Genomic DNA, 18,730 nt, shown 5'->3' with positions numbered 1-18,730 from the left:
CATGAGCCAAACCGCCGCTGTTACCGTATTCGCCATCGACGCCAAGGGGCGTGAAAAGCTGGTCAAGGCCGAGCAGCTGCGGCTCTTGCTGGCCGATGGCAGCGAGCTGCATGTACTGCTGGATGCGCCGGATGGCGTGCTGATCGGTACCCCTGCCGAGGAAGGTACGCCGGCGCGCCTCTTGATGCGCCCGGTCAGCGCCAATGCGCTGAGCATCGGTGTGGAGCACGATGTGCAGGAAGACGAGCTGGTGCTGGGTGAGCTCGACCTGACCGTGCAATACGCGGACAAGCCCAAGGGCACCCCGGGTAAGAAGCTGATTCGCAGCTGGGCCGAGGCGGCGCTGGAAGCTGGTCTGGATGCGTCGATCACCGTACGCATCGTGGACGAGGCCGAGGCGCGCTCGCTGAACCGCGAGTTCCGCCACAAGGATTACGCCACCAATGTGCTGAGCTTTGCCTTCAACGAGGGCGAGCCGATGCCGGGTATGGAAGACGTGGTGATGGGCGATCTGGTGCTCTGCCCGGCCGTGGTCGAGCGCGAGGCTTTCGAGCAGGGCAAGGCGCTGGAAGCGCATTGGGCGCATCTGATCGTGCATGGCGTGCTGCATCTGCAAGGCTATGACCACGAGGACGAACTGGAGGCAGAGGCCATGGAAGGGCTGGAAACCGCCTTGCTGGCCAGCCTCGGCTACCCCGACCCGTATGCGAGCGAAAAAGGCGCGCCGGACGCCTGAGCGGGGCGCTAGCTGATGTCGGTGCTCAAGCTGATCGCCCTGCTGCTGGCGGTGCTGGTCGGATGGCTGGTGCTGCAGCGCTTGCTCGATCCGCGCGCAGCGCGGCGTCAGCGCTTGTTCGGGCTGCTGCTTTTGCTGGTGCTGATCGCCGCGGCGTTGATCTGGTGGCAGGGCATCGATATCCATGTGTCCTGATTTGCCCAGCCCCCTGCTTGGCCTGCACCATGTGGCGCTGATCGTGTCCGATCTGGCCGCCGCGCGGCGCTTCTATCTCGATGCACTGGGTGGGCAGGAGATTGCCGCCCACTACCGCGCCGAGCGCGATTCCTGGAAGGTGGATGTGCGCCTGCCCGATGGCGCGCAGCTTGAGCTTTTCACCTTCCCCAAGGCGCCGCCGCGCCCAAGCCGGCCCGAGGCGCTCGGTCTGCGCCACCTGGCGCTGCGCGTGCGCGATCTGGATGCCATGCTGGCGCGCCTGCAGGCTTACGGCATTGTCTGCGAGCCGGTGCGCGTGGATGAATTCACCGGCGCGCGTTTCACCTTCTGCGCCGATCCGGACGGATTGCCGGTGGAATGCTACGAACTCCCCTGAAGCGGCGCCTTAGGCGCTGCAACAATCCCACGGCTATAATCGGCCTCATCCTTATTCCACCCCACCATCATGGACTTACCTTCTAGTCGCTCATCGCTTGCTTCCCCCAACCACAAGGCCAACTGGCTGGAAAGGCTGACCGCCTTCCTGCTACGCGAGCCGGAAGACCGCGAAGAGCTGGTCGAATTGCTGCATTCGGCCTTCGAGCGCCATCTGCTCGATGCTGATGCGCTGGCGATGATTGAAGGTGTGCTGCAGGTCGGCGACCTGCAGGTGCGCGATGTGATGATTCCGCGCGCCCAGATGGATGTAATCGAAGTCGAGGCCGCGCCGGCCGACTTCATTCCCTATGTGATCGAGTCCGGTCACTCACGCTTCCCGGTCTATGAGGGCAGCAAGGACAATATCATCGGCATCCTGCTGGCCAAGGACCTGCTGCGCTACTACGCTCGCCAAGACTTCAATCTGCGCCAGATGCTGCGCCCGGCGGTATTCATTCCCGAATCCAAGCGCCTGAATGTGCTGTTGAAGGAGTTCCGTGCCAACCGCAACCACCTGGCAGTGGTGGTGGACGAATATGGTGGCGTGGCCGGCCTCGTTACCATCGAGGACGTGGTCGAGCAGATCGTTGGCGATATCGAGGACGAATACGATTTCGATGAAACTGGCGACAATATCCTGCCCGACCGACAGGGCCGTTGGCGCGTGAAGGCAATGACACCGATTGCCGACCTGAACCGTGCGCTGGACACCGATTTCAGCGATGCGGACATCGATACCGTGGGCGGCCTGGTGGTGACCGAGTTCGGCCGCGTGCCCAAGCGCGGCGATGCGATCAGCTTTGGTGGCCTGCATTTCCAGGTGCTGCGTGCCGATAGCCGGCGCGTGCATATCCTGTTGATCGAACGCGAAGCCGCCCCGGCTTCGGACGCTGCGTGAGCCGCTGGCAGGCGGCGCGCCGGCAGCTGGCCCGACTGCTCCCCCCCGCTCTGATTGGCGCCATTGCCCTGTTTGGCTTCGCGCCGTTTTACTTCTGGCCGCTGGTGCTGCTGTCGGTGGCGCTGCTGTTTGGCCTGGTCGATAGCGCGCCCGATGCGCGACGCGCTGCCTGGATAGGCTGGGCCTGGGGCTTCGGCTATTTCTCGGCCGGCGTGCACTGGATCTTCATCAGTCTGCATACCTACGGCGGGATGCCGGCGGCGCTGGCCGTGCTGGCGGTGGCGGCGCTGGCCGCCTTCCTAGCGCTCTACCCGGCGCTGGCGGCCTATGCGGCGCGGCGCCTGGCTGGCGAATCGCGCGCCATCCTGCTGCTGCTGGCCCTGCCGGCTGGCTGGTTGCTGGTCGAATGGCTGCGTGGCTGGCTGTTTACCGGCTTTCCCTGGGCGGCCATCGGCTATAGCCAGATGCCGGACGGCCCGCTGGCGGGCTTTGCACCGCTGCTCGGTGTGTATGGTGTGAGTGGGCTGCTGGCCTGGCTGGCAGGCCTGGTGGCCTGGTTGCTCGGGCGCCGCCTGGCACGCATCGATGCGGCCCTGCTGGCTGGTGCGCTGCTGCTATGTGGCGTCGGCATTGCGCTCAAACAAGTGGCCTGGACCACGCCCAGCGGCAAGCCGCTCAAGGTGGCGCTGCTGCAGGGGGCGATTCCGCAGAACCAGAAATGGGGCGTGGATGACCTGATCTACAATCTGCGCACCTATTACCAGCTGGTCAAGCAGGCCAAGGCCGAGCTGATCGTGTTGCCCGAGACCGCCTTCCCGATCTTCCTGCATGAGGTGCCGCCCGATTATCTGGACGCGGTGCTCAGCTATGCCCAGGTGCAGAACGCCGCCCTGATTGCCGGTGCGCCGCGCTTGGACGCGAAGAGCCAGCGCTATTACAACGGCGCCGTGCTGCTGACCGACCCCAAGCGTCCGGCCAACTACAAGGCGCACCTGGTGCCGTTTGGTGAGTATGTGCCGCTGCGCCCGCTGTTTGCCTGGGTGTACGACAATATCCTGCACATGCCGCTGGCTGATTTCAGCTCGGGCGGCCCGGTGCAGACGCCGCTCGCGGTGCGCGACCAGCGCATCGCCGCCAATATCTGCTACGAGGACGTGTTCGGCGAGGAGCTGCTGCCCAATGCGCGCCAAGCCACCATGTTGCTCAATCTGTCCAATCTGGCCTGGTTCGATGGCTCGGTGGCGCTGGCCCAGCATGGGCAGATTTCCCAGGCGCGCGCGCTGGAAACGGGCCGCCCGATGTTGCGCGCCACCAATAGCGGCACCACGGCGGTGATCAGCCCGAATGGCCAGTACGCGGCGCGTCTGCCCGAGCGTATCGAAGGCATCTTGACGGCCAGCGTGCAGGGCATGCAGGGCAATACGCCCTATATGCGCTGGGGTAATGCGGCCGCCTTGCTACTGGCCGGCATGGCCGTGTTGGCGGCGCTGTGGCTGCGTCGCCGCCGGGCACAGTTCTCGTAAAGACTGTCGATTGGGGGGCGCCATGCTGAGCCAATTGCCTGAACAGCTGGAATCAGAACGCCTGCTGATTCGCGTCGCCAAGCCAGGCGATGGGGCGATCTTCAATGCGGCCATCGTCGAATCAGCCGAGAGCCTGAAAACCTGGTTGGGCTGGGTGTGGCCGGCGCCGACCCTGGCAGAATCGGAACAGGCTTGCCGGCGCGCCTATGCGCGCTTTCTGCTCAATGAAGACCTGATGGCCTTCTTCATCGACAAGCACAGCGGCGTGCTGATGGGCGGCAGCGGCCTGCACAAGGCGGACTGGACCTTGCGCCAATTCGAAGTCGGCTACTGGTGTCGCCAAGGCTGGGGCGGGCGCGGGCTGATGACCGAGGGGGTGCGTGCGCTCAGTGATTACGCTTTGCAGGCCCTGGGCGCGCAGCGGGTCTTCCTGACTACCGATGAGCGCAACACCGCCAGCTGGCGCCTGGCCGAGCGGGCCGGCTTTGTGCTGGAAGGCACGCTGCGGCGCGATCGCCTCGATCTGCAAGGCCAGCTGCGCAATACCCGCGTGTACGCACGCATTCCCGACTGATTCGACTGACTAGAGCGTATCCAGCCTGGCCAGATAGTGCTCGGCCTGGGCGAGCGTGGCGCTGCGCTCGGTCTCATCCATGCGCGACCACGCCTTGTAGGGCATGGCCAGGCGCGGGTTGCGGCCCAGGCTGTCGGCATGGCGCAGATGGAAGTGCCAGTACAGGCTATTGAGCGGGCAGGCCCGTTCGCCATGGCGGCGCTTGGCGTCGTAATGGCAGCCGCGGCAGTAGTCGCCCTGGCGCTGCATATAGCTGGCCGAGCCGCAGTAGGGCTTGCTGCCCAGCAGGCCGCCATCGGCAAACTGGCTCATGCCGCGCGTATTGGGCAGCTCCACCCATTCAAACGCATCGATATAGATGCCCAGATACCAGGCATCCACCTCGTCCGGCGCGCAGCCGGCCAGCAGGGCAAAGTTGCCGGTCACCATCAGGCGCTGGATATGGTGGGCGTAGGCGCTATCCAGCGACTGGCGGATCGCCTGCTGCAGGCAGGCCATCTGCGTGTCGCCGCTCCAGTACCAGCTTGGCAGCGGGCGCTGAGCATTCAGCGCATTGAGTTGGGCATAGCCGGGCATGCGTGCCCAGTACACGCCGCGCACGAATTCACGCCAGCCCAGAATCTGGCGCACAAAGCCCTCGATATCGGCCAGCGGCACCTTGCCGGCCTCGAAAGCCGCCAGCGCGGCCTGGATCACTTCAAGCGGATGCAGCAGTTTCACATTCAGCGCAAAGCTGAGCCCGGAATGGAACAGCGTGCGTGATTCGCGACTGAGCGCATCCTGGAAGCGCCCGAAATGCGGCAGCGCATATTCGATGAAGTGCGCGAGCCATAGTCTTGCCTCGCGCCGGCTCAGCGGCCAGGGGAAGGCCTCGGCCGAGGGCTCGCCCAGCGTCTGCACGCCAGCGGCCTGAATTTCCGCCCACAAGGCGCGCAGATCGTGGCGTGTGTTGGGCCAGGCGGGGGCGGCCGGTGTGCCAGACCATTTCTCGCGGTTGTCGGCGTCATAGCTCCATTGCCCACCCACAGGCTCGCCCGCGGCATCCAGCAGCAGGCGAAAGCGCAGACGCATGGCGCGATAGAAGGTCGCCATACGCGGCACTTTGCTGGCGAACTGGGCGGCGATTTCGCTGCGCTCCAGCAGGAAATGCTCGGCGCTGACGGTCTGGTTGGGCAGGTCCAGCGCGGCGATCGCCTGATCCAGCGCCTGCTCGACCCGATATTCATCGGCCTCGATGCGCTCGATACGCTGGATGCCGAGCTCGTTGGCTACCTGGGCCAGATTGGCAGCCAGGCTCTGCCGGTTGTGTGGATCGCCGATGCGGAGGTAGTGCACGTGATGGCCGGCGGCCTGCAGGGCCGCGGCAAAGCCGCGCATGGCGGCGAAGATGGCCAGCACCTTCTGGGCATGGTGGCGCACGTAGTCGGTCTCGCTACGCACTTCCATCAATAGGTAGATCACATCGTCGCGGCGTTCGCGCAGCCAGCTGTGGCCGGCATTGAGCTGGTCGCCCAGGATAAGTCGCAGTGTGCTCATGCAGCGGGGTTGACTTGGAAGCTATCCGATTCCCGGTAGTGGCATAGCCACTCGGTGGTGAAATGACTGGCCGGCGCTGGCCGGCTGAATAGATAGCCTTGTACCGCAGGACAGCCGACTGCGTTCAGAAATGCGGCTTGTTCAGGGGTCTCGATGCCTTCCGCGGTCACCTCGAGGTCGAGACTATTGGCCATCTGCATGATGGCCGAGATCAGCCCGGCATCGCGCGCGGTGCCGGGCAGGGCGATCACGAAGGAGCGGTCAATCTTGACCCGGTTGATCGGCAGGTGCTTGAGCAGGGACAGCGAGGAGTAGCCGGTGCCAAAGTCGTCCAGCGCCACCGCGATGCCGCGCTCGCGCAGCGTGTCGACGATGCGCTTGCTGCGGTGGAATTCCTGCACCGTCGACTCGGTCACTTCGATTTCCAACTGGCGTGCCGCCAGTCCGTGCCGAGCCAACATGGTGACGATGCCATCAACCAGCTGCTCATCGTTGAACTGGCGGGCCGACACATTCACCGCCATCAGCAGTCCCTTGGCGCCGGCCTGCTGCCAGGCGGCCGCCTGGGCGATGGCGGTATTCAGGATCCAGCGCCCGAGTGGCTCGATAAAGCCGCTTTCCTCGGCAATACCGATGAACTGATCGGGCGCGATCATGCCGCGCTCGGGGTGCCGCCAGCGCACCAGTGCTTCGAAGCCGATCAGGCAGCGGCGCTTGAGGTCGACGACAGGCTGGTAGTGGAGTTCGAACTGGTTTTCCGCCAGCGCGGCATGCAGGCCCTGCTCGATTTCCAGTCGCTCGCGGATACGTGCCGCGATGGTGGGCAGATAGCCGCAGTAGCGCCCCTTGCCCTGGCGCTTGGCCTCGTACATCGCACTGTCGGCCGCGCTGAGCAGGGCATTCAGATTGTTGCCGTCCTCCGGGTAGAGGGCCACGCCGATGCTGACCGAAATGTTGTAGCGCAGGGTGTCGATCTGCACAGGCTCGTCCATGGCTTTGAGCAGCTTCTGCGCGATGACCAGACTTTCCTCGGCATGGTGCAGATCGGGACAGACCACCACGAACTCGTCGCCCCCTAGGCGCACCGCAGTGTCCTGGCGGCGTATCTGCAGGGTCAGCCGACGGGCGATCTCCTGGATCACCCGATCACCGACATGGTGGCCGACCGTGTCGTTGATGGATTTGAAGCCATCCAGATCGAGAAAGATCACCGCGAAGATGCGCTCATTGCGTTGGGCGCGGGCAATCTCGCTTTCCAGCGTGTCGTTGAGCAGATAGCGGTTGCCCAGGCCGGTCAGCGCATCGTGATAGGCCAGATGGGCGAGCTGGCGCTCGGCCTCGCGCATGGCGCTGATATCGGCCAGCGTATGCACATACTGGAGCACCTTGCCGCTGGCATCGCGTACCGCACAGATATGCTGGAGGCTAGGGAACAGCTCGCCGTGGCGGCGCCGTGCGCAGACTTCGCCCGACCAGTAGCCCTCGCTGGATGCGGCGATGGCCGCATAGCTGGGCGGCCTGGCCTCGCTGCCCAACAGCAGGCTATCGGGCAGCTGGCCAAGCAGCTCGCTCTCGCGGTACTCGGTCAGCCGGCTCAGCGCCGGATTGACCGAGCGGATCCGATACTGCTCATCGAGGATCATGATGCCCTCGGCCGTGGTGCTGAACACCACGCTAGCCTGGCGCAGCTGCTCCTCCATCTGTACCCGTTCGGTGATATCGCGGATGGCGCCGATCACCTCGCGGTGCCCGCCGGGCAGCGGGCGCAGCTGGCCATGCATTTCCAGCGTGGCCTGCTCGCCGTTGTCGCGCAGCGCACGAAACGCGCAGCTGAAGAAGCCGGGCTGGTTCAGTCCCTGCTCGACGGTGGCGCGGTCGTCCGGGTGGACGCGCGCCAGGAAGGCGTGCAGATGAGTGTGGAAATGGCAGAGCGCACCGCCCAGCATGCGGTTGAAGCGCTCATCCCCCTGCAGCTTGTCCAGCTGCGACTCCCATTCCCAGATGCCGAGTTCGGCCGCTTCCACCGCAATGGCCAGGCGCGCTTCAGAGGCGGCCAGCGCGCATTCAGTCTGGTGCCGCGTATGGGCAACCTGGATGACCGCAGCCAGCTCCTTGTTCTGGAAGGGCTTGAGCAGATAGCCGAAGGGCTTGGTGGCGGCGGCGCGTTCTATGGTCCTGTCGTCTGCGAAAGCGGTCAGGTAGATGACGGGTAGCCCCCAGCGCTGATAGATCTCCTGCGCCGCATCCACGCCGTCGCGCGCGCCGCCCAGATGGATGTCCATCAGCACCATGCTCGGCTGCTCGCGTTCGATGGCGGCCAGCACCGAGGGCACCGAGCTGTGGATACCCTCCACCTGATGGCCCATCTCCTCCAAGGTCTGGCGCAGGTCGAGCGCCACCACCGGTTCATCCTCAACGATGAGTATCCGTTCCGCCTGCATGGTCGTCCTCCGGCGTGTCGGGGTTGAATTCGATCAGAAAGCGCGCGCCCGGCCCAGCACTGCCGTGCTGTAACTCGCCGCGCAGCTGGGCCACGAACATCGGGATCAGCTGCTTGCCCAGGCCGCCCGGCCCCTGCCAGCTGAAATCGGCCGCCAGGCCCACGCCGTCATCGCTGACTGTGATGCAGGCCAATCCGGCCGCGCTGCGGCTGAGCAGTACGCGGATCTGCCCTTTGTGCTTGGCGGGAAACGCATGCTTGATCGCGTTCACGATCAGCTCATTGATCACCAGACCGCAGGGAATGGCGCGCTGGATATTCAGCTTGATCGCCCGGTCCTCGGCATGAAAGCTCAGCGCAATGCCCTGGCTGCTGGCCCCATAGGTGGTGGCAATCAGCGCCAGTAGCTGTTCCAGATACTCGGCCAGATTGATCTCGGCCATGCTGCTTGATTCGTACAGCAGCTGGTGCACCAGGGCCATGGCCTTGATGCGGCTCTGGCTCTCGATCAACGCGCGCTGTACCTCGGGCGAGCTGCGCCGGGTCTGCAGATTAAGCAGGCTGGAAACGATCTGCAGATTGTTCTTCACCCGGTGGTGCACCTCGTGCAGCAGCGCGGTCTTTTCTTCCAGCGCATGCTGCATGGCATTGCGCGCGCGGCGCTGGGCGGAGATATCGCGCACGATGCGGCAGATGCCGATCACCTTGCCCCGGCTGTCGTGCAGCGGGGCCAGCGAAGAGGACACATCCAGCACCCGGCCATCCTGGTGTTGGAGCAGCGTCTCGTGCCCATTCACCGCCCGGCCCTGAATAATCGCCTGTAGCGACTGTTGTTCACTGTCCTGGGCGGCGGCGGGTATTAGCGCCTGCAGGGTCTGACCGACGATCTGCTCGGCCGTGTAGCCGAATAGCTGGCTCGCACCCTGGTTCCAGCCGGTGATCCGGCCTTCCAGGGTCTGGGTGATGATGGCATCGCTGGATGACTCAACCACGGAGCGGTAGCGCTCCTCTGATTGGTGCAGCGCCTGCTCGGCCTGGCGCCGCTCGCTCAGATCGATGATGGCGGCCAGCACGAAGGTGCCCTCGCTGGTCTGGATGGGATTGAGGCCGATTTCGACCGGGAACTCGCTGCCATCACGGCGGCGAGCGAACAGCTCGCGCCCCTCACCCATGCGCCGTGAGCTCGGTTGATGGAAGAATTGATTGCGCATGCCCGGATGGGCGGCACGGAAGCGTTCCGGAATCAGGATTTCGATCGACTGGTGCAGCAGCTCACCATCGCTGACCCCGAACAGGCGTTGCATTTCGGTATTGGCGAGCGAGATCTGCCCGCACTGATCGATCATCACCATGGCCACCGGCGCCGATTCGACCGCGGCACGAAAGCGTGCTTCGTGCCGGCGTCGCTCGCTGATGTCCACGATGGCGCTGACCACCAGCATGCCGTGCTCGGTCTGCAGTGGGCTCAGGCCGATCTCCATCGGGAACTCGGAGCCATCCTTGCGCAGGCCGAACAGGTCGCGGCCTGCACCCATCGGGCGAGCGGTCGGGGCATGCATGAATTGGCCGCGCAGGCCGGGGTGGGCGGCACGAAAGCGTGCTGGCAACAAATGCTCTACCCCGCTGCCCAATAGCTCGGCTGACGGGTAGCCGAACAGGCGTTCCCCCTCGGTGTTGATTAGCACGATCGTGCCATCGGCATCGACGACAATCACTGCCGTGGGGGTGGCATCCAGGATGGCAGCCAACTGGGCGGCGCTGTTGACCGAGGCGAGATACTGCATTTTCCTCCTCGCCAGGCGCATGCGACTCAGGGATGAGGTGGCCGGGCTTTTTATATGCCGGTATAGCTCAGCCGAGGGAGGACTGCCATGCCGCGTCCAACCACTGGGCGCGATAACTGCCGGAAGCGTCATAGCGCTGCGCCTGAGCCTGGGTGTCGAAACGGCGCAGCGGACGCGGATCGTTACCTACGCCGGCGATGTACTGCCAGTTGCCGTAGTTACTGGCCGGTGCGTAGTCGAGCAGATGGTGCTCGAACCAGGCTGCGCCCCAGCGCCAGTCTATGCCTAGCTCGTGCACAAGGAAGCTGGCTACGTTCTGGCGCGCGCGATTGCTTAGGTAGCCGCTGGTAGCCAACTCGCGCAGGCCGGCATCCACGAAGTCGTCGCCGGTTTCGCCTTGGCACCAGCGCTGGAAATCGCTCAGTGCGTGTCGCCAGGCGCGCGTCTTGCGCTGTATACCGCCACGCCAGTACAGCGCCGGTCCATGGCGTGCGGCGGTGAACTCGAAGAAATCGCGCCACAACAGCTCGAACACCAGCCAGTAGGTCGAGGCATTGCTGCCGAATTGGCGTTCGTAGTCGCGTACCGCCGCATGAATCTGCCGCGCGCTCAGGCTGCCCTGGGCCAACCAGGGCGAGAACTTGCTCGAATAGTCGTGGCCGAGCAGGCCATTGCGCGTCTCCTTGTAATGGCCGAGCGCGCGGCGCTGGAATACATACTGGTCGAGTCGCGCCAGTGCGGCGCGCTCGCCTGCCGCAAACGGGAAGGCGCTGCGCGGGTCGGCTGCGGCGGGCGGTATCGGATTGGCTGCCAGGGCTTCGCTCTGCGCCCAGTACTCGCTTGGCAGCGTCGGTAGTTCGGGCAGCTGTGCCGGCGTGGGCAGGGCGGGGCTGCCATGCCAGACCTTCTCCAGCTGGGTGCGAAAGGTGGTGAATACGCGCGGCAGCGCATCGGGCGCAAAGGGCAGGGCGTCGGGCGGCACCAGTGTGTGCTGCCAGATGATCTGGCTGCGCAGGCCCAGCGGCGCCAGCATTCTTTGCAGTGCGGCCTGCTCGGCCACTTCCTCGCTGCCGGTGGCATGGCTGCAGCGCAGCAGCTCGGCGCCGACCAGGGCGGCCAGCTCGGCCAGTTGCACGCGCGCCTCGCCTTCCAGCAGCAAGAGATCGCTACCTCGTGCGCGCAACTGTTCGCGTAGCGCGAGCAGACCTTGCTGGCGGAAAGCCAAGCGGCGCGTATGACTGCGCGGGAAGCCGAGTGGCACGCAGTCGATTTCGACCGGTGGCGTAGCCGTAGGCCAGATCGCCACCGGCAGCAGCCGGTCCCCGTGCTGCAGGCCGCTCAGGCATTGGTTGTCGTGCAGGCGCAGATCATCGCGCACCCACCACAGCACGCAGCTCATGCCGTACCGGCCTTGCTGCGCTGACGACGGCAGCGCTCCGAGCAGTATTTGACCTCGTCCCAGTCCTTGGCCCACTTCTTACGCCAGGCAAACGGGCGTGCGCACACCAGGCAAGGCTTGCTGGGCAGGGTGAGTTTCTTGTGCATTCAGGCTTCCTCAAACAAACCGAGCTGGCGCTGGTCGGGCGTTGGGCGCTTGCGCCGACCCCATTCGCGCTCGGCCTTGGCGCGCCGGCTACCGTGCTTGTCGAACACCGCGCGTGCGAGTTCACGCAGCCCCGGCTGTTCGCGCCATGTGCTGAAGCGTGCCTTGGCCGTGCGCAGGGAGGTGCTGAAGTCGACCAGCGGCGCCGGGTAGTCGTGGCCAATGCGCACGCCGTGGCGGGCTTGCAGGGTGCTGGGCATCTGCCAGGGTTCGAATAGATAGGGATCGGGCACCCGGCGCAACGCCGGCAGCCACTGGCGTACGAAGTGGCCGTGTGGATCGTGTTCCTGCGCCTGCTTGATCGGGTTATAGATGCGCAGCGCATTGATGCCGGTGACGCCCGACTGCATCTGCACCTGCGGGTAGTGAATGCCGGGCTCGTAGTCGGTGAACAGGCGCGCCAGATGGTGGGCTGGAGCACGCCAGTGCAGCCACAGGTTGTAGCTGGCAAAGCTGATCAGCATCGCGCGCATGCGGAAATTCACCCAGCCGGTGGCCTGCAGTTGCGCCATGCAGGCATCGATCAGCGGGTAGCCGGTCTGGCCGAGCGCCCAGGCTTCGAACCAGTCGCTGCGGAAATCCTGCTCGCGCAGGCCATCGTAGCCGCGGTGCATATTGTGCAGCTCAATCTCAGGCTCGCTCTCCAGCTTCTGGATGAAATGGCAGTGCCAGTGCAGGCGTTGCTCGAAGCTGGCCAGCGAGGGCAGCAGATTGCGCGGGCGCTGCGCCTCGGGGCCTTGCTGCAAGGCTAGCACATGGCGGCGCTTGGCCTGCACCACTTCACGCAGCGAGAGATTGCCCCAGGCCAGATAGGGCGACAGGCGCGAGCAGGCGCTGCCGGCCTTGAGCGGACTGGAAATCCCGCCACGGTATTGCGCCGCACGCTCGGCAAGGAAATCGCTAAGCACACCTACCGCCACGCGCCGGCCACCGCGCTGGCGTGCGGCGATATCGGTATCAGGCAGGCCAAGCTCACGCGCATCGGGCCAGCGATTGGGCGCGAGTGCGATCTGCGCCGCTTGGGCCGCGCGCGGTAATGGCGCCGCTTCGGCGGCCATGAACTGCTCCCAGCGCCCCGCCCAGGCATTGCGGCTATCCAGCCGGCGGATCACGCCGTACTGGGGAATTTCACGCCAGTGCACGCCGTGTTGCCGACACCAGGCGGCGACGGCCTTGTCGCGCGCATAGCTGGCCAGATTGCCGGTTTCCTCATGGCTCCACAGCCCGGCGATGTCGCGCTGCGCGCGCAGCTGCTGCAAGGCGGCGCACACCTCACCGTGGTAGAGCCACAGGCGCAGGCCAAGCTTGGCCAGATCGTGTTCGAGCTCGCGCAGGCTGTCCTGCACGAAGCCCAGGTGCCGCGCCGAGGCATCGGGCTGCTGCCACTGGCTGGGTTCGAAGCAGTACAGCGCCAGCACCGGTCCAGCCGCGCAGGCCTGTTGCAGCGGCCAGTGGTCGCGCACGCGCAGATCGCGCTTGAACCAGACCAGTTGCAGCGTCGTCATGGCCGTCGCTCAGGCCTTGGGCAGCGGGTGCAGCACGGCATGGCCGCCATCCACCCCGATCTGCTGGCCGGTAATCCAGCGTGCCTCATTGCCGAGCAGGAAGGCGATCAGGGCCGCGCTGTCCACGCCTTCACCCACCTTGCCCATCGGGTTCATGCGCGCATTGCGCTCAATTGCCTCGGGCGAACCAGTCAATCTTGCCGACAGGACCGATACGGTCAGGCCCGGGTGCACGCAGTTCACCCGTATGCCCTTGTCCGCATAGCTGGCGGCGGTGCTGAGCGCCAGGGCCGCCACGGCCGCCTTGGCGCTGGCAATCCCTTCATGGTTGGGAAAACCGGCCTGGGCAACCAGGCTGCCCACCAGCACGGCGCTGGCCGGCTGTTTGTGCTTGAGCGCCGCCTGCACAAAGGCCTTCAGGGTATGAAAGGCACTGAAGTAATTGAGCTCGAACACGGCGCGCAGATCGGCCTCGGCGGTCAGGTGCAGGGGCTTGATCAAGGTGCTGCCCACGCAATGGGCGAGGCCCTGTATCGGCCCCAAGGCCGCTTCTGACTGCGCGATGACGGCGGCGGCCGCATCGGGTTGGGTCAGATCGGCGGGCACGATCACGGTGTCGACCTCCAGCTGCTCGGCCAGGCTGCGCAGCTTGCGCTCATCGCGCGCGCACAGCGCCAGCTGCACGCCGGCTTCGGCCAGTTTGTGCGCCAGCGCGCGGCCCATGGCCCCGCTGGCACCGGTAATCAGCGTCGCTGCCATCATGCACTCCGTTTGCGTTTGTACAGGACGATTATAGGTCACAAAACCGATTGTGCGGATAGGCGCAAGCTGTGCTTGACCGGCGGCGGTATAGTGTCTTAAATTTCTGTAACGACAGAAATAACGGAATTGATATGCAGCTGAGCCCGACCACCGAGAAATACATCCTGCACTGGGGCGAGATGGGCACCCGCTGGGGGGTGAACCGCACCGTGGCGCAGATTCACGCACTGCTCTTCCTGAGCAACCGGCCGCTGCATGCCGAGGAGATTGCCGACACGCTGACCGTGGCGCGCTCCAATGTCAGCACCAGCCTGAAGGAGCTGCAAAGCTGGGGCCTGATCCGCGTGACCCATGTGCTGGGCGACCGGCGCGATCACTTCCAGGCCCACCAGGATGTATGGGAAATCTTTCGGGTAATCATGGAGGAGCGCAAGAAGCGCGAACTCGACCCGACGCTGACCGTGCTGCGCGAGTGCGCGCTGGAGGCCGGCAACGATGCGGCGCTGGAAGCCGCCACCCGTGCACGCATGGATGAGGTACTGGCCTTTCTGGAAATCCTCATGCGTGCTTACGACGACTTCAAGCATCTGGAACCCGCGACCCTGCAACGCTTTCTGAAAATGGGCGGCAAGATCGCCCGCTTCCTTGGCCCCGACGAAAAGGACGATCTATGAGCACCGCGCTGACCGTATTCTTTGATAGCCGCTGCCCGCTGTGTGCGGCTGAAATGCGCCGCTTGGCCCAGTGGGACCGGCATGGGCGGCTCGCCTATATCGATATGCAGGCGGCGGATTTTGACGCCAGCGCCTACGGCACAACTTGGGCCGCCATGGATGCCGAGCTGCATGCCCTGACGGCGGAGGGTCGCATGCTGGTCGGCATCGATGCCGTGGCGGCCGCCTACCAGACCATTGGCCTCGGTTGGCTGGTCTGGCCGCTGAAGCCGGCGCTGACCAAGCCATTCTGGCAGCGCACCTACCGCTGGTTTGCCCGCAACCGCTACCGCGTCAGTCGCTGGTTTGGCTATCGCTGTGTCGATGGGGTGTGCGACGCGCGCTATCGCTAATTTTTTTGCGCAATCATTTCTGTCTTTACAGAAATTACCGTTGGAGATAAGCATGAACCCGCTCAGCCTGCTTGCCCTGGAAATGCTGCTGTCGCTATTACTCAGCCTGATCGTCGTCAACTATCTGCGCACCGTACTGGCCGAATTGCTGGCCCAGGCCTGCCCGCATGGTGGCGGCTTATTCTGGATACGCACCCTGGCCCTGCTGCAATTCCTTGCCCCGCTACTGCTGGTGGTCTGGCGCAGCGAGCTGAACCCGGCCGTCGATGCTGCGCTGGAGATCAAGCGGGCGGTGGCCTGGATGCTGCTCGGGCATTGCCTGGCCTTGGCGCTGCTGGCGCGCACCGTGTGGAAGAGCCTGGTGGCGCCCGAACTGGCCGCCGCCAGGGTTGCGGTATGAAGATCCTGCTGACCGGCGCTAGCGGCTTGATCGGTGCCGCCCTATTGCCCCGCTTGCTGGCGGACGGCCATCAGCTGACCGCTGTATGCCGCCGTGCCGGGGCGCCTGCCGAGGGTCTGACCTGGCAGCAGGTCGACATGGCCCAGTACCTGCGGCCAGCCGACTGGCTGCCCTTGCTGGCCGGCGTGGACCTGGTCATCAATGCGGCCGGCATCCTGCGCGAGCAGCCTGGGCAGCACTTTGCCACGCTGCATGCCCAGGCGCCGGCGGCCTTGTTTGCGGCCTGCGAGCTGGCTGGTGTGCGCCGGGTGATTCAGCTCTCCGCCCTCGGTGCGCGCCAGGATGCCTCAACCGCTTACTGGCGCAGCAAGGCCGCCGGTGATGCCGCCTTACAGGCCATTGGGCTGGATTGGGCCATTGTGCGGCCCTCGCTCGTGTATGCCGATGAGGGCGCCAGCAGCGCGCTATTCCGGCGCCTGGCCGCCGCCCCCTGCTTGCTGCTGCCCACCCGGGCCGGCGTGGTGCAGCCGATACATCTCGACGATCTGCTTGCCTTGCTCGTCGCGCTGGTCAAGGCCCCGAGCCTTGGGGCGCACATCATCGACGCCGTCGGCCCGCAGCCGCTGCCCTTCGCCGATTATCTGCAAGCCCTACGCCGAGGCATGGGCCGCGCGCCGGCCACGGTGTGCCGGCTACCCGATCGCCTGGTGCAGGCCGCCAGCTGCCTCGCGCAATATCTGCCCGGCAGTCTGCTCAGTCCGGCTAGCCTGGCCATGCTGCGAGAAGACAATCGCGCCGATGTCGCGCCTATCGAGGCCATCTTGGGCCGCTCCTTGCGCGCGCCGGCCAGCTTCTGTCGGCCGGTGCTGCATGCCGATGCGCTGCTGGGGCTTTGGCTGCCCCTGGCGCGCGCCGGGCTGGCCTTTATCTGGCTGTTTACTGCCTGGGTTTCGCTCTACAACGCGCCCGAAGGCCTGCGCCTGTTGGCGGATGCCGGCCTGCCGCCCAGCTGGCATAGCGCGCTGCTCTGGGCGGGTGCCGGACTCGATACCGTGCTGGGCCTGCTCACCGTACTGCACCCTTCGCGCCGGCTCTGGCAGGCGCAGATGGCGCTGGTGCTGGGCTACACGCTGTTCATCAGCCTGTGTCTGCCGCAATGGTGGCTGCACCCGTTCGGGCCGATCAGCAAAAACCTGCCCATTCTGCTCTGGCTGGCCCTGCTGCTTGGCACCAGCAAACCTGCGGCCTCACCCAGACCTCCATCCCCCTAGAAAGCCCGCCATGGACTACCTGACCCTGAAATGGCTGCACATCCTGTCGGCCACCCTGATGTTCGGCACCGGCTTCGGTACCGCTTTCTATATGTTCTTCGCCAACCGCAGCGGCAATGTGCAGGCCATCGCGGTGGTGACGCGCTGGGTGGCGCGCGCCGATTGGTGGTTTACCACCCCGGCCGTCATCATCCAGCCGCTCAGCGGCTTCTGGATGATTTATCTGGCCGGCTTTCCGCTCCAATCGCGCTGGATTGTCTGGTCGCTTGCCCTATACGCGCTGGCCGGTGCCTGTTGGCTGCCGGTGGTGTGGCTGCAGCTGAAGATGCGCGATATGGCCGCCCAGGCCGCGCAAAGCGGCAGCGCGCTGCCCGCGCGTTACTGGCGCTACGAGCGACTCTGGACCGCGCTCGGCTTCCCGGCCTTTGGCGGCCTGCTCATCGTGTACTGGCTGATGGTGCATAAGCCGGTCTAGGGCCTGTTCATCCTCATTTCGTGGATCGCGTTTGCCAACTTTGGGGCCTGATGCAAGGCGCAAGACGAGTGGCGTAGTGATCTACGCAAGCGGCTTGCAACGCAGCAGCAGGCCCCAAAGTTGGCAAACCCGCAGGGCTGGGTCGATTTTTGCGGCATGGCGTCGTTTCGACTCACTGACTTATCCCGATAAGCCACGTTCGTCGCGCCTAGCCCTGCCGCAAAACTCGGCCCAGCGCGACCACGAAATGAGGGTGAATAGGCCCTAGCTCGCGCCGCCCGTCGCCAACTTCCTTCTTGCGGCCGTGCTTGGCTACCTGCCTGCTAGCGTTAGCTCAGCATGCCTAGTGCCCAGTTCGGCTTTCAGATCAGTAGCTTGAGGAGGATGGCGATGGCCAAGTATACGGTGAAATTTGTGAAGGGTGACTATACGGCGCGCCAGGAAGCGGCCAATGCGCTGAAGGCGGTCGCCTATGTCGAGCACCATTTCAATAGCGGGCCGAGCACGGCGGGCTATGTGTCGGTGGTGGTGGGCAGCAATGCCAGCCAGACCAGCAAGAACTGGGGGCGCTGGTATGCACAGGCGATAGGCAATGCCTTCGGGGTCAAGCTCTACCAGCCCGATGGCGTGGTGGTGGGGGGCTTTGGCGGGCGTGGCGACGGCAATCTCAAATATACGCGCATGCCCGCGCTGCTGCTCGAGCCGCTGTTCTGCAGCAATCCGCTGCATGCGGGCTGGATACGCAGCGCGCAAGGCCAGCAGCGCCTGGCCGAGGTGCTGGCCGACAGCATCCGGCGCTTCTTTCCCGATGGCGGCACCATCGCCTTTAGCGTCGGGCACAAGTACAAGACCAGCAGCCCGAAGGACCGCGGCGCCGAGGTATTTGGCGGCGGCATGGAGGCCGATTACGCCGAGCTGGTCCTGAAGGCCGCCCAGGCCCTGCTGGAAGGCGAGCCGGCCGCCGCACTCGACCAGGTCAAGATACGCCGTGGCGATGCGTTGCTGCAGGCGATCGATGTCGACCCGGATACGGAGCTGCGCTGGGACCCGGTCACCAAGACGCTGTATCTGTAAACCCATGCACAGCAAAAAGGGACGCCGCGGCGTCCCTTTTGCATGGCAGTACGGGCGTGGATCAGGCCAGTACCATCACCGCATCGGCTTCCACCAGGCCGCCCTTGGGCAGCGCGGCGGCCTGCACGGCGGCGCGGGCCGGGTAGGGCGCTTCGAAATACTGACCCATGATTTCATTGAGCTTGGCGAAGTTGGCCAAGTCCACCACGAACACGCCGAGTTTGACGATGTCCTTCAGGTCGCCGCCGGCAGCCTGGGCCACGGCGCGCAGATTCTTGAACATCAGGTGGGCCTGGGCTTCGAAGCCTTCGGCCAGCTCCATGGTGGCGGGGTCCAGGCCCAGCTGGCCACTCAGGTAGACGGTATTGCCCACCTTGACGGCCTGCGAATAGGCGCCAATGGCCTTCGGGGCGTGATCGCTATGGATGATCTGCTTGCTCATGGATGTCT

20 protein-coding genes are annotated in these 18,730 nt (G+C 65.1%); 12 read left to right on the top strand and 8 right to left on the bottom strand.

The window, feature by feature from the left end; genetic code table 11:
• Position 1: 1 nt before the first annotated feature.
• The 6 genes from ybeY (at position 2) to BT173_RS11715 (ending at position 4,364) form a co-directional block, all read left to right on the top strand.
• Positions 2-736 (top strand): rRNA maturation RNase YbeY, encoded by a 735-nt coding sequence (gene ybeY, locus BT173_RS11740; RefSeq protein WP_072428843.1) that lies wholly within the window; start codon positions 2-4, stop codon positions 734-736.
• A 15-nt stretch (positions 737-751) separates the two neighbouring features.
• Complete coding sequence (locus BT173_RS11735; RefSeq protein WP_072428842.1) at positions 752-931, top strand: hypothetical protein; 180 nt, start codon at positions 752-754, stop codon at positions 929-931.
• Between the two features lies 1 nt (position 932).
• Positions 933-1,328: an SMU1112c/YaeR family gloxylase I-like metalloprotein gene (gene gloA2 / locus BT173_RS11730; protein WP_139256129.1), complete on the top strand. Its 396-nt coding sequence runs from the start codon at positions 933-935 to the stop codon at positions 1,326-1,328.
• Between the two features lie 69 nt (positions 1,329-1,397).
• Positions 1,398-2,267, top strand: a complete 870-nt coding sequence (locus BT173_RS11725; RefSeq protein WP_072428840.1) for a CorC family transporter — start codon at positions 1,398-1,400, stop codon at positions 2,265-2,267.
• Positions 2,264-3,790: an apolipoprotein N-acyltransferase gene (gene lnt / locus BT173_RS11720; protein ID WP_072428839.1), complete on the top strand. Its 1,527-nt coding sequence runs from the start codon at positions 2,264-2,266 to the stop codon at positions 3,788-3,790. The genes BT173_RS11725 and lnt overlap by 4 nt, the downstream gene beginning before the upstream one ends.
• A gap of 22 nt (positions 3,791-3,812) precedes the next feature.
• Positions 3,813-4,364, top strand: a complete 552-nt coding sequence (locus tag BT173_RS11715) for a GNAT family N-acetyltransferase (protein ID WP_072428838.1) — start codon at positions 3,813-3,815, stop codon at positions 4,362-4,364.
• A 9-nt stretch (positions 4,365-4,373) separates the two neighbouring features.
• Here the strand turns inward: BT173_RS11715 and BT173_RS11710 are convergent, their stop codons facing one another.
• From BT173_RS11710 to BT173_RS11680, 7 genes are all read right to left on the bottom strand, one after another.
• Entirely contained in the window at positions 4,374-5,900 is a 1,527-nt protein-coding gene (locus BT173_RS11710) for a cryptochrome/photolyase family protein (RefSeq protein ID WP_072428837.1), read from the bottom strand.
• Positions 5,897-8,341: a two-component system response regulator gene (locus BT173_RS11705; RefSeq protein WP_072428836.1), complete on the bottom strand. Its 2,445-nt coding sequence runs from the start codon at positions 8,339-8,341 to the stop codon at positions 5,897-5,899. Before BT173_RS11705 ends, BT173_RS11710 begins: the two co-directional genes overlap by 4 nt.
• Complete coding sequence (locus BT173_RS11700; protein ID WP_072428835.1) at positions 8,313-10,124, bottom strand: PAS domain S-box protein; 1,812 nt, start codon at positions 10,122-10,124, stop codon at positions 8,313-8,315. The genes BT173_RS11705 and BT173_RS11700 overlap by 29 nt, the downstream gene beginning before the upstream one ends.
• 67 nt (positions 10,125-10,191) lie before the next feature.
• The gene (locus BT173_RS11695; RefSeq protein WP_084658482.1) at positions 10,192-11,523 is read right to left on the bottom strand and encodes a DASH family cryptochrome; all 1,332 of its coding nucleotides are present in this window, start codon (positions 11,521-11,523) and stop codon (positions 10,192-10,194) included.
• The gene (locus tag BT173_RS11690) at positions 11,520-11,669 is read right to left on the bottom strand and encodes a DUF2256 domain-containing protein (protein ID WP_072428834.1); all 150 of its coding nucleotides are present in this window, start codon (positions 11,667-11,669) and stop codon (positions 11,520-11,522) included. The genes BT173_RS11695 and BT173_RS11690 overlap by 4 nt, the downstream gene beginning before the upstream one ends.
• Complete coding sequence (locus tag BT173_RS11685; protein ID WP_084658479.1) at positions 11,670-13,232, bottom strand: cryptochrome/deoxyribodipyrimidine photo-lyase family protein; 1,563 nt, start codon at positions 13,230-13,232, stop codon at positions 11,670-11,672. It abuts the gene before it with no gap.
• A 9-nt stretch (positions 13,233-13,241) separates the two neighbouring features.
• Positions 13,242-13,991, bottom strand: a complete 750-nt coding sequence (locus BT173_RS11680; protein ID WP_072428872.1) for an SDR family NAD(P)-dependent oxidoreductase — start codon at positions 13,989-13,991, stop codon at positions 13,242-13,244.
• 134 nt (positions 13,992-14,125) lie between these two features.
• Between BT173_RS11680 and BT173_RS11675 the strand changes: the two genes are divergently transcribed.
• The 6 genes from BT173_RS11675 to BT173_RS11650 all read left to right on the top strand — a co-directional run bounded on the left by BT173_RS11675 (position 14,126) and on the right by BT173_RS11650 (position 18,280).
• A complete protein-coding gene (locus tag BT173_RS11675; protein ID WP_072428833.1) occupies positions 14,126-14,668 on the top strand; it encodes a GbsR/MarR family transcriptional regulator in 543 nt (180 codons plus the stop codon).
• Positions 14,665-15,060 (top strand): thiol-disulfide oxidoreductase DCC family protein, encoded by a 396-nt coding sequence (locus tag BT173_RS11670; RefSeq protein WP_072428832.1) that lies wholly within the window; start codon positions 14,665-14,667, stop codon positions 15,058-15,060. Before BT173_RS11675 ends, BT173_RS11670 begins: the two co-directional genes overlap by 4 nt.
• A gap of 52 nt (positions 15,061-15,112) precedes the next feature.
• A complete protein-coding gene (locus BT173_RS11665; RefSeq protein WP_072428831.1) occupies positions 15,113-15,460 on the top strand; it encodes a hypothetical protein in 348 nt (115 codons plus the stop codon).
• On the top strand, positions 15,457-16,731 hold the full coding sequence (locus BT173_RS11660; protein WP_072428830.1) for an SDR family oxidoreductase: 1,275 nt from the start codon (positions 15,457-15,459) through the stop codon (positions 16,729-16,731). The genes BT173_RS11665 and BT173_RS11660 overlap by 4 nt, the downstream gene beginning before the upstream one ends.
• A gap of 10 nt (positions 16,732-16,741) precedes the next feature.
• Positions 16,742-17,206 (top strand): DUF2269 family protein, encoded by a 465-nt coding sequence (locus tag BT173_RS11655; RefSeq protein ID WP_072428829.1) that lies wholly within the window; start codon positions 16,742-16,744, stop codon positions 17,204-17,206.
• A gap of 390 nt (positions 17,207-17,596) precedes the next feature.
• Positions 17,597-18,280: an N-acetylmuramoyl-L-alanine amidase gene (locus tag BT173_RS11650; protein WP_072428828.1), complete on the top strand. Its 684-nt coding sequence runs from the start codon at positions 17,597-17,599 to the stop codon at positions 18,278-18,280.
• A 61-nt stretch (positions 18,281-18,341) separates the two neighbouring features.
• Here BT173_RS11650 and BT173_RS11645 read toward each other — a convergent pair whose 3' ends face one another.
• Entirely contained in the window at positions 18,342-18,722 is a 381-nt protein-coding gene (locus BT173_RS11645; protein WP_072428827.1) for a Rid family detoxifying hydrolase, read from the bottom strand.
• Between the last annotated feature and the right edge of the window lie 8 nt (positions 18,723-18,730).

Origin of the sequence: Chitinimonas taiwanensis DSM 18899 (assembly GCF_900119825.1) — a bacterium.
Classification (GTDB): Bacteria; Pseudomonadota; Gammaproteobacteria; order Burkholderiales; family Chitinimonadaceae; genus Chitinimonas; species Chitinimonas taiwanensis.
This window is presented reverse-complemented; position numbering and strand designations above follow the sequence as displayed.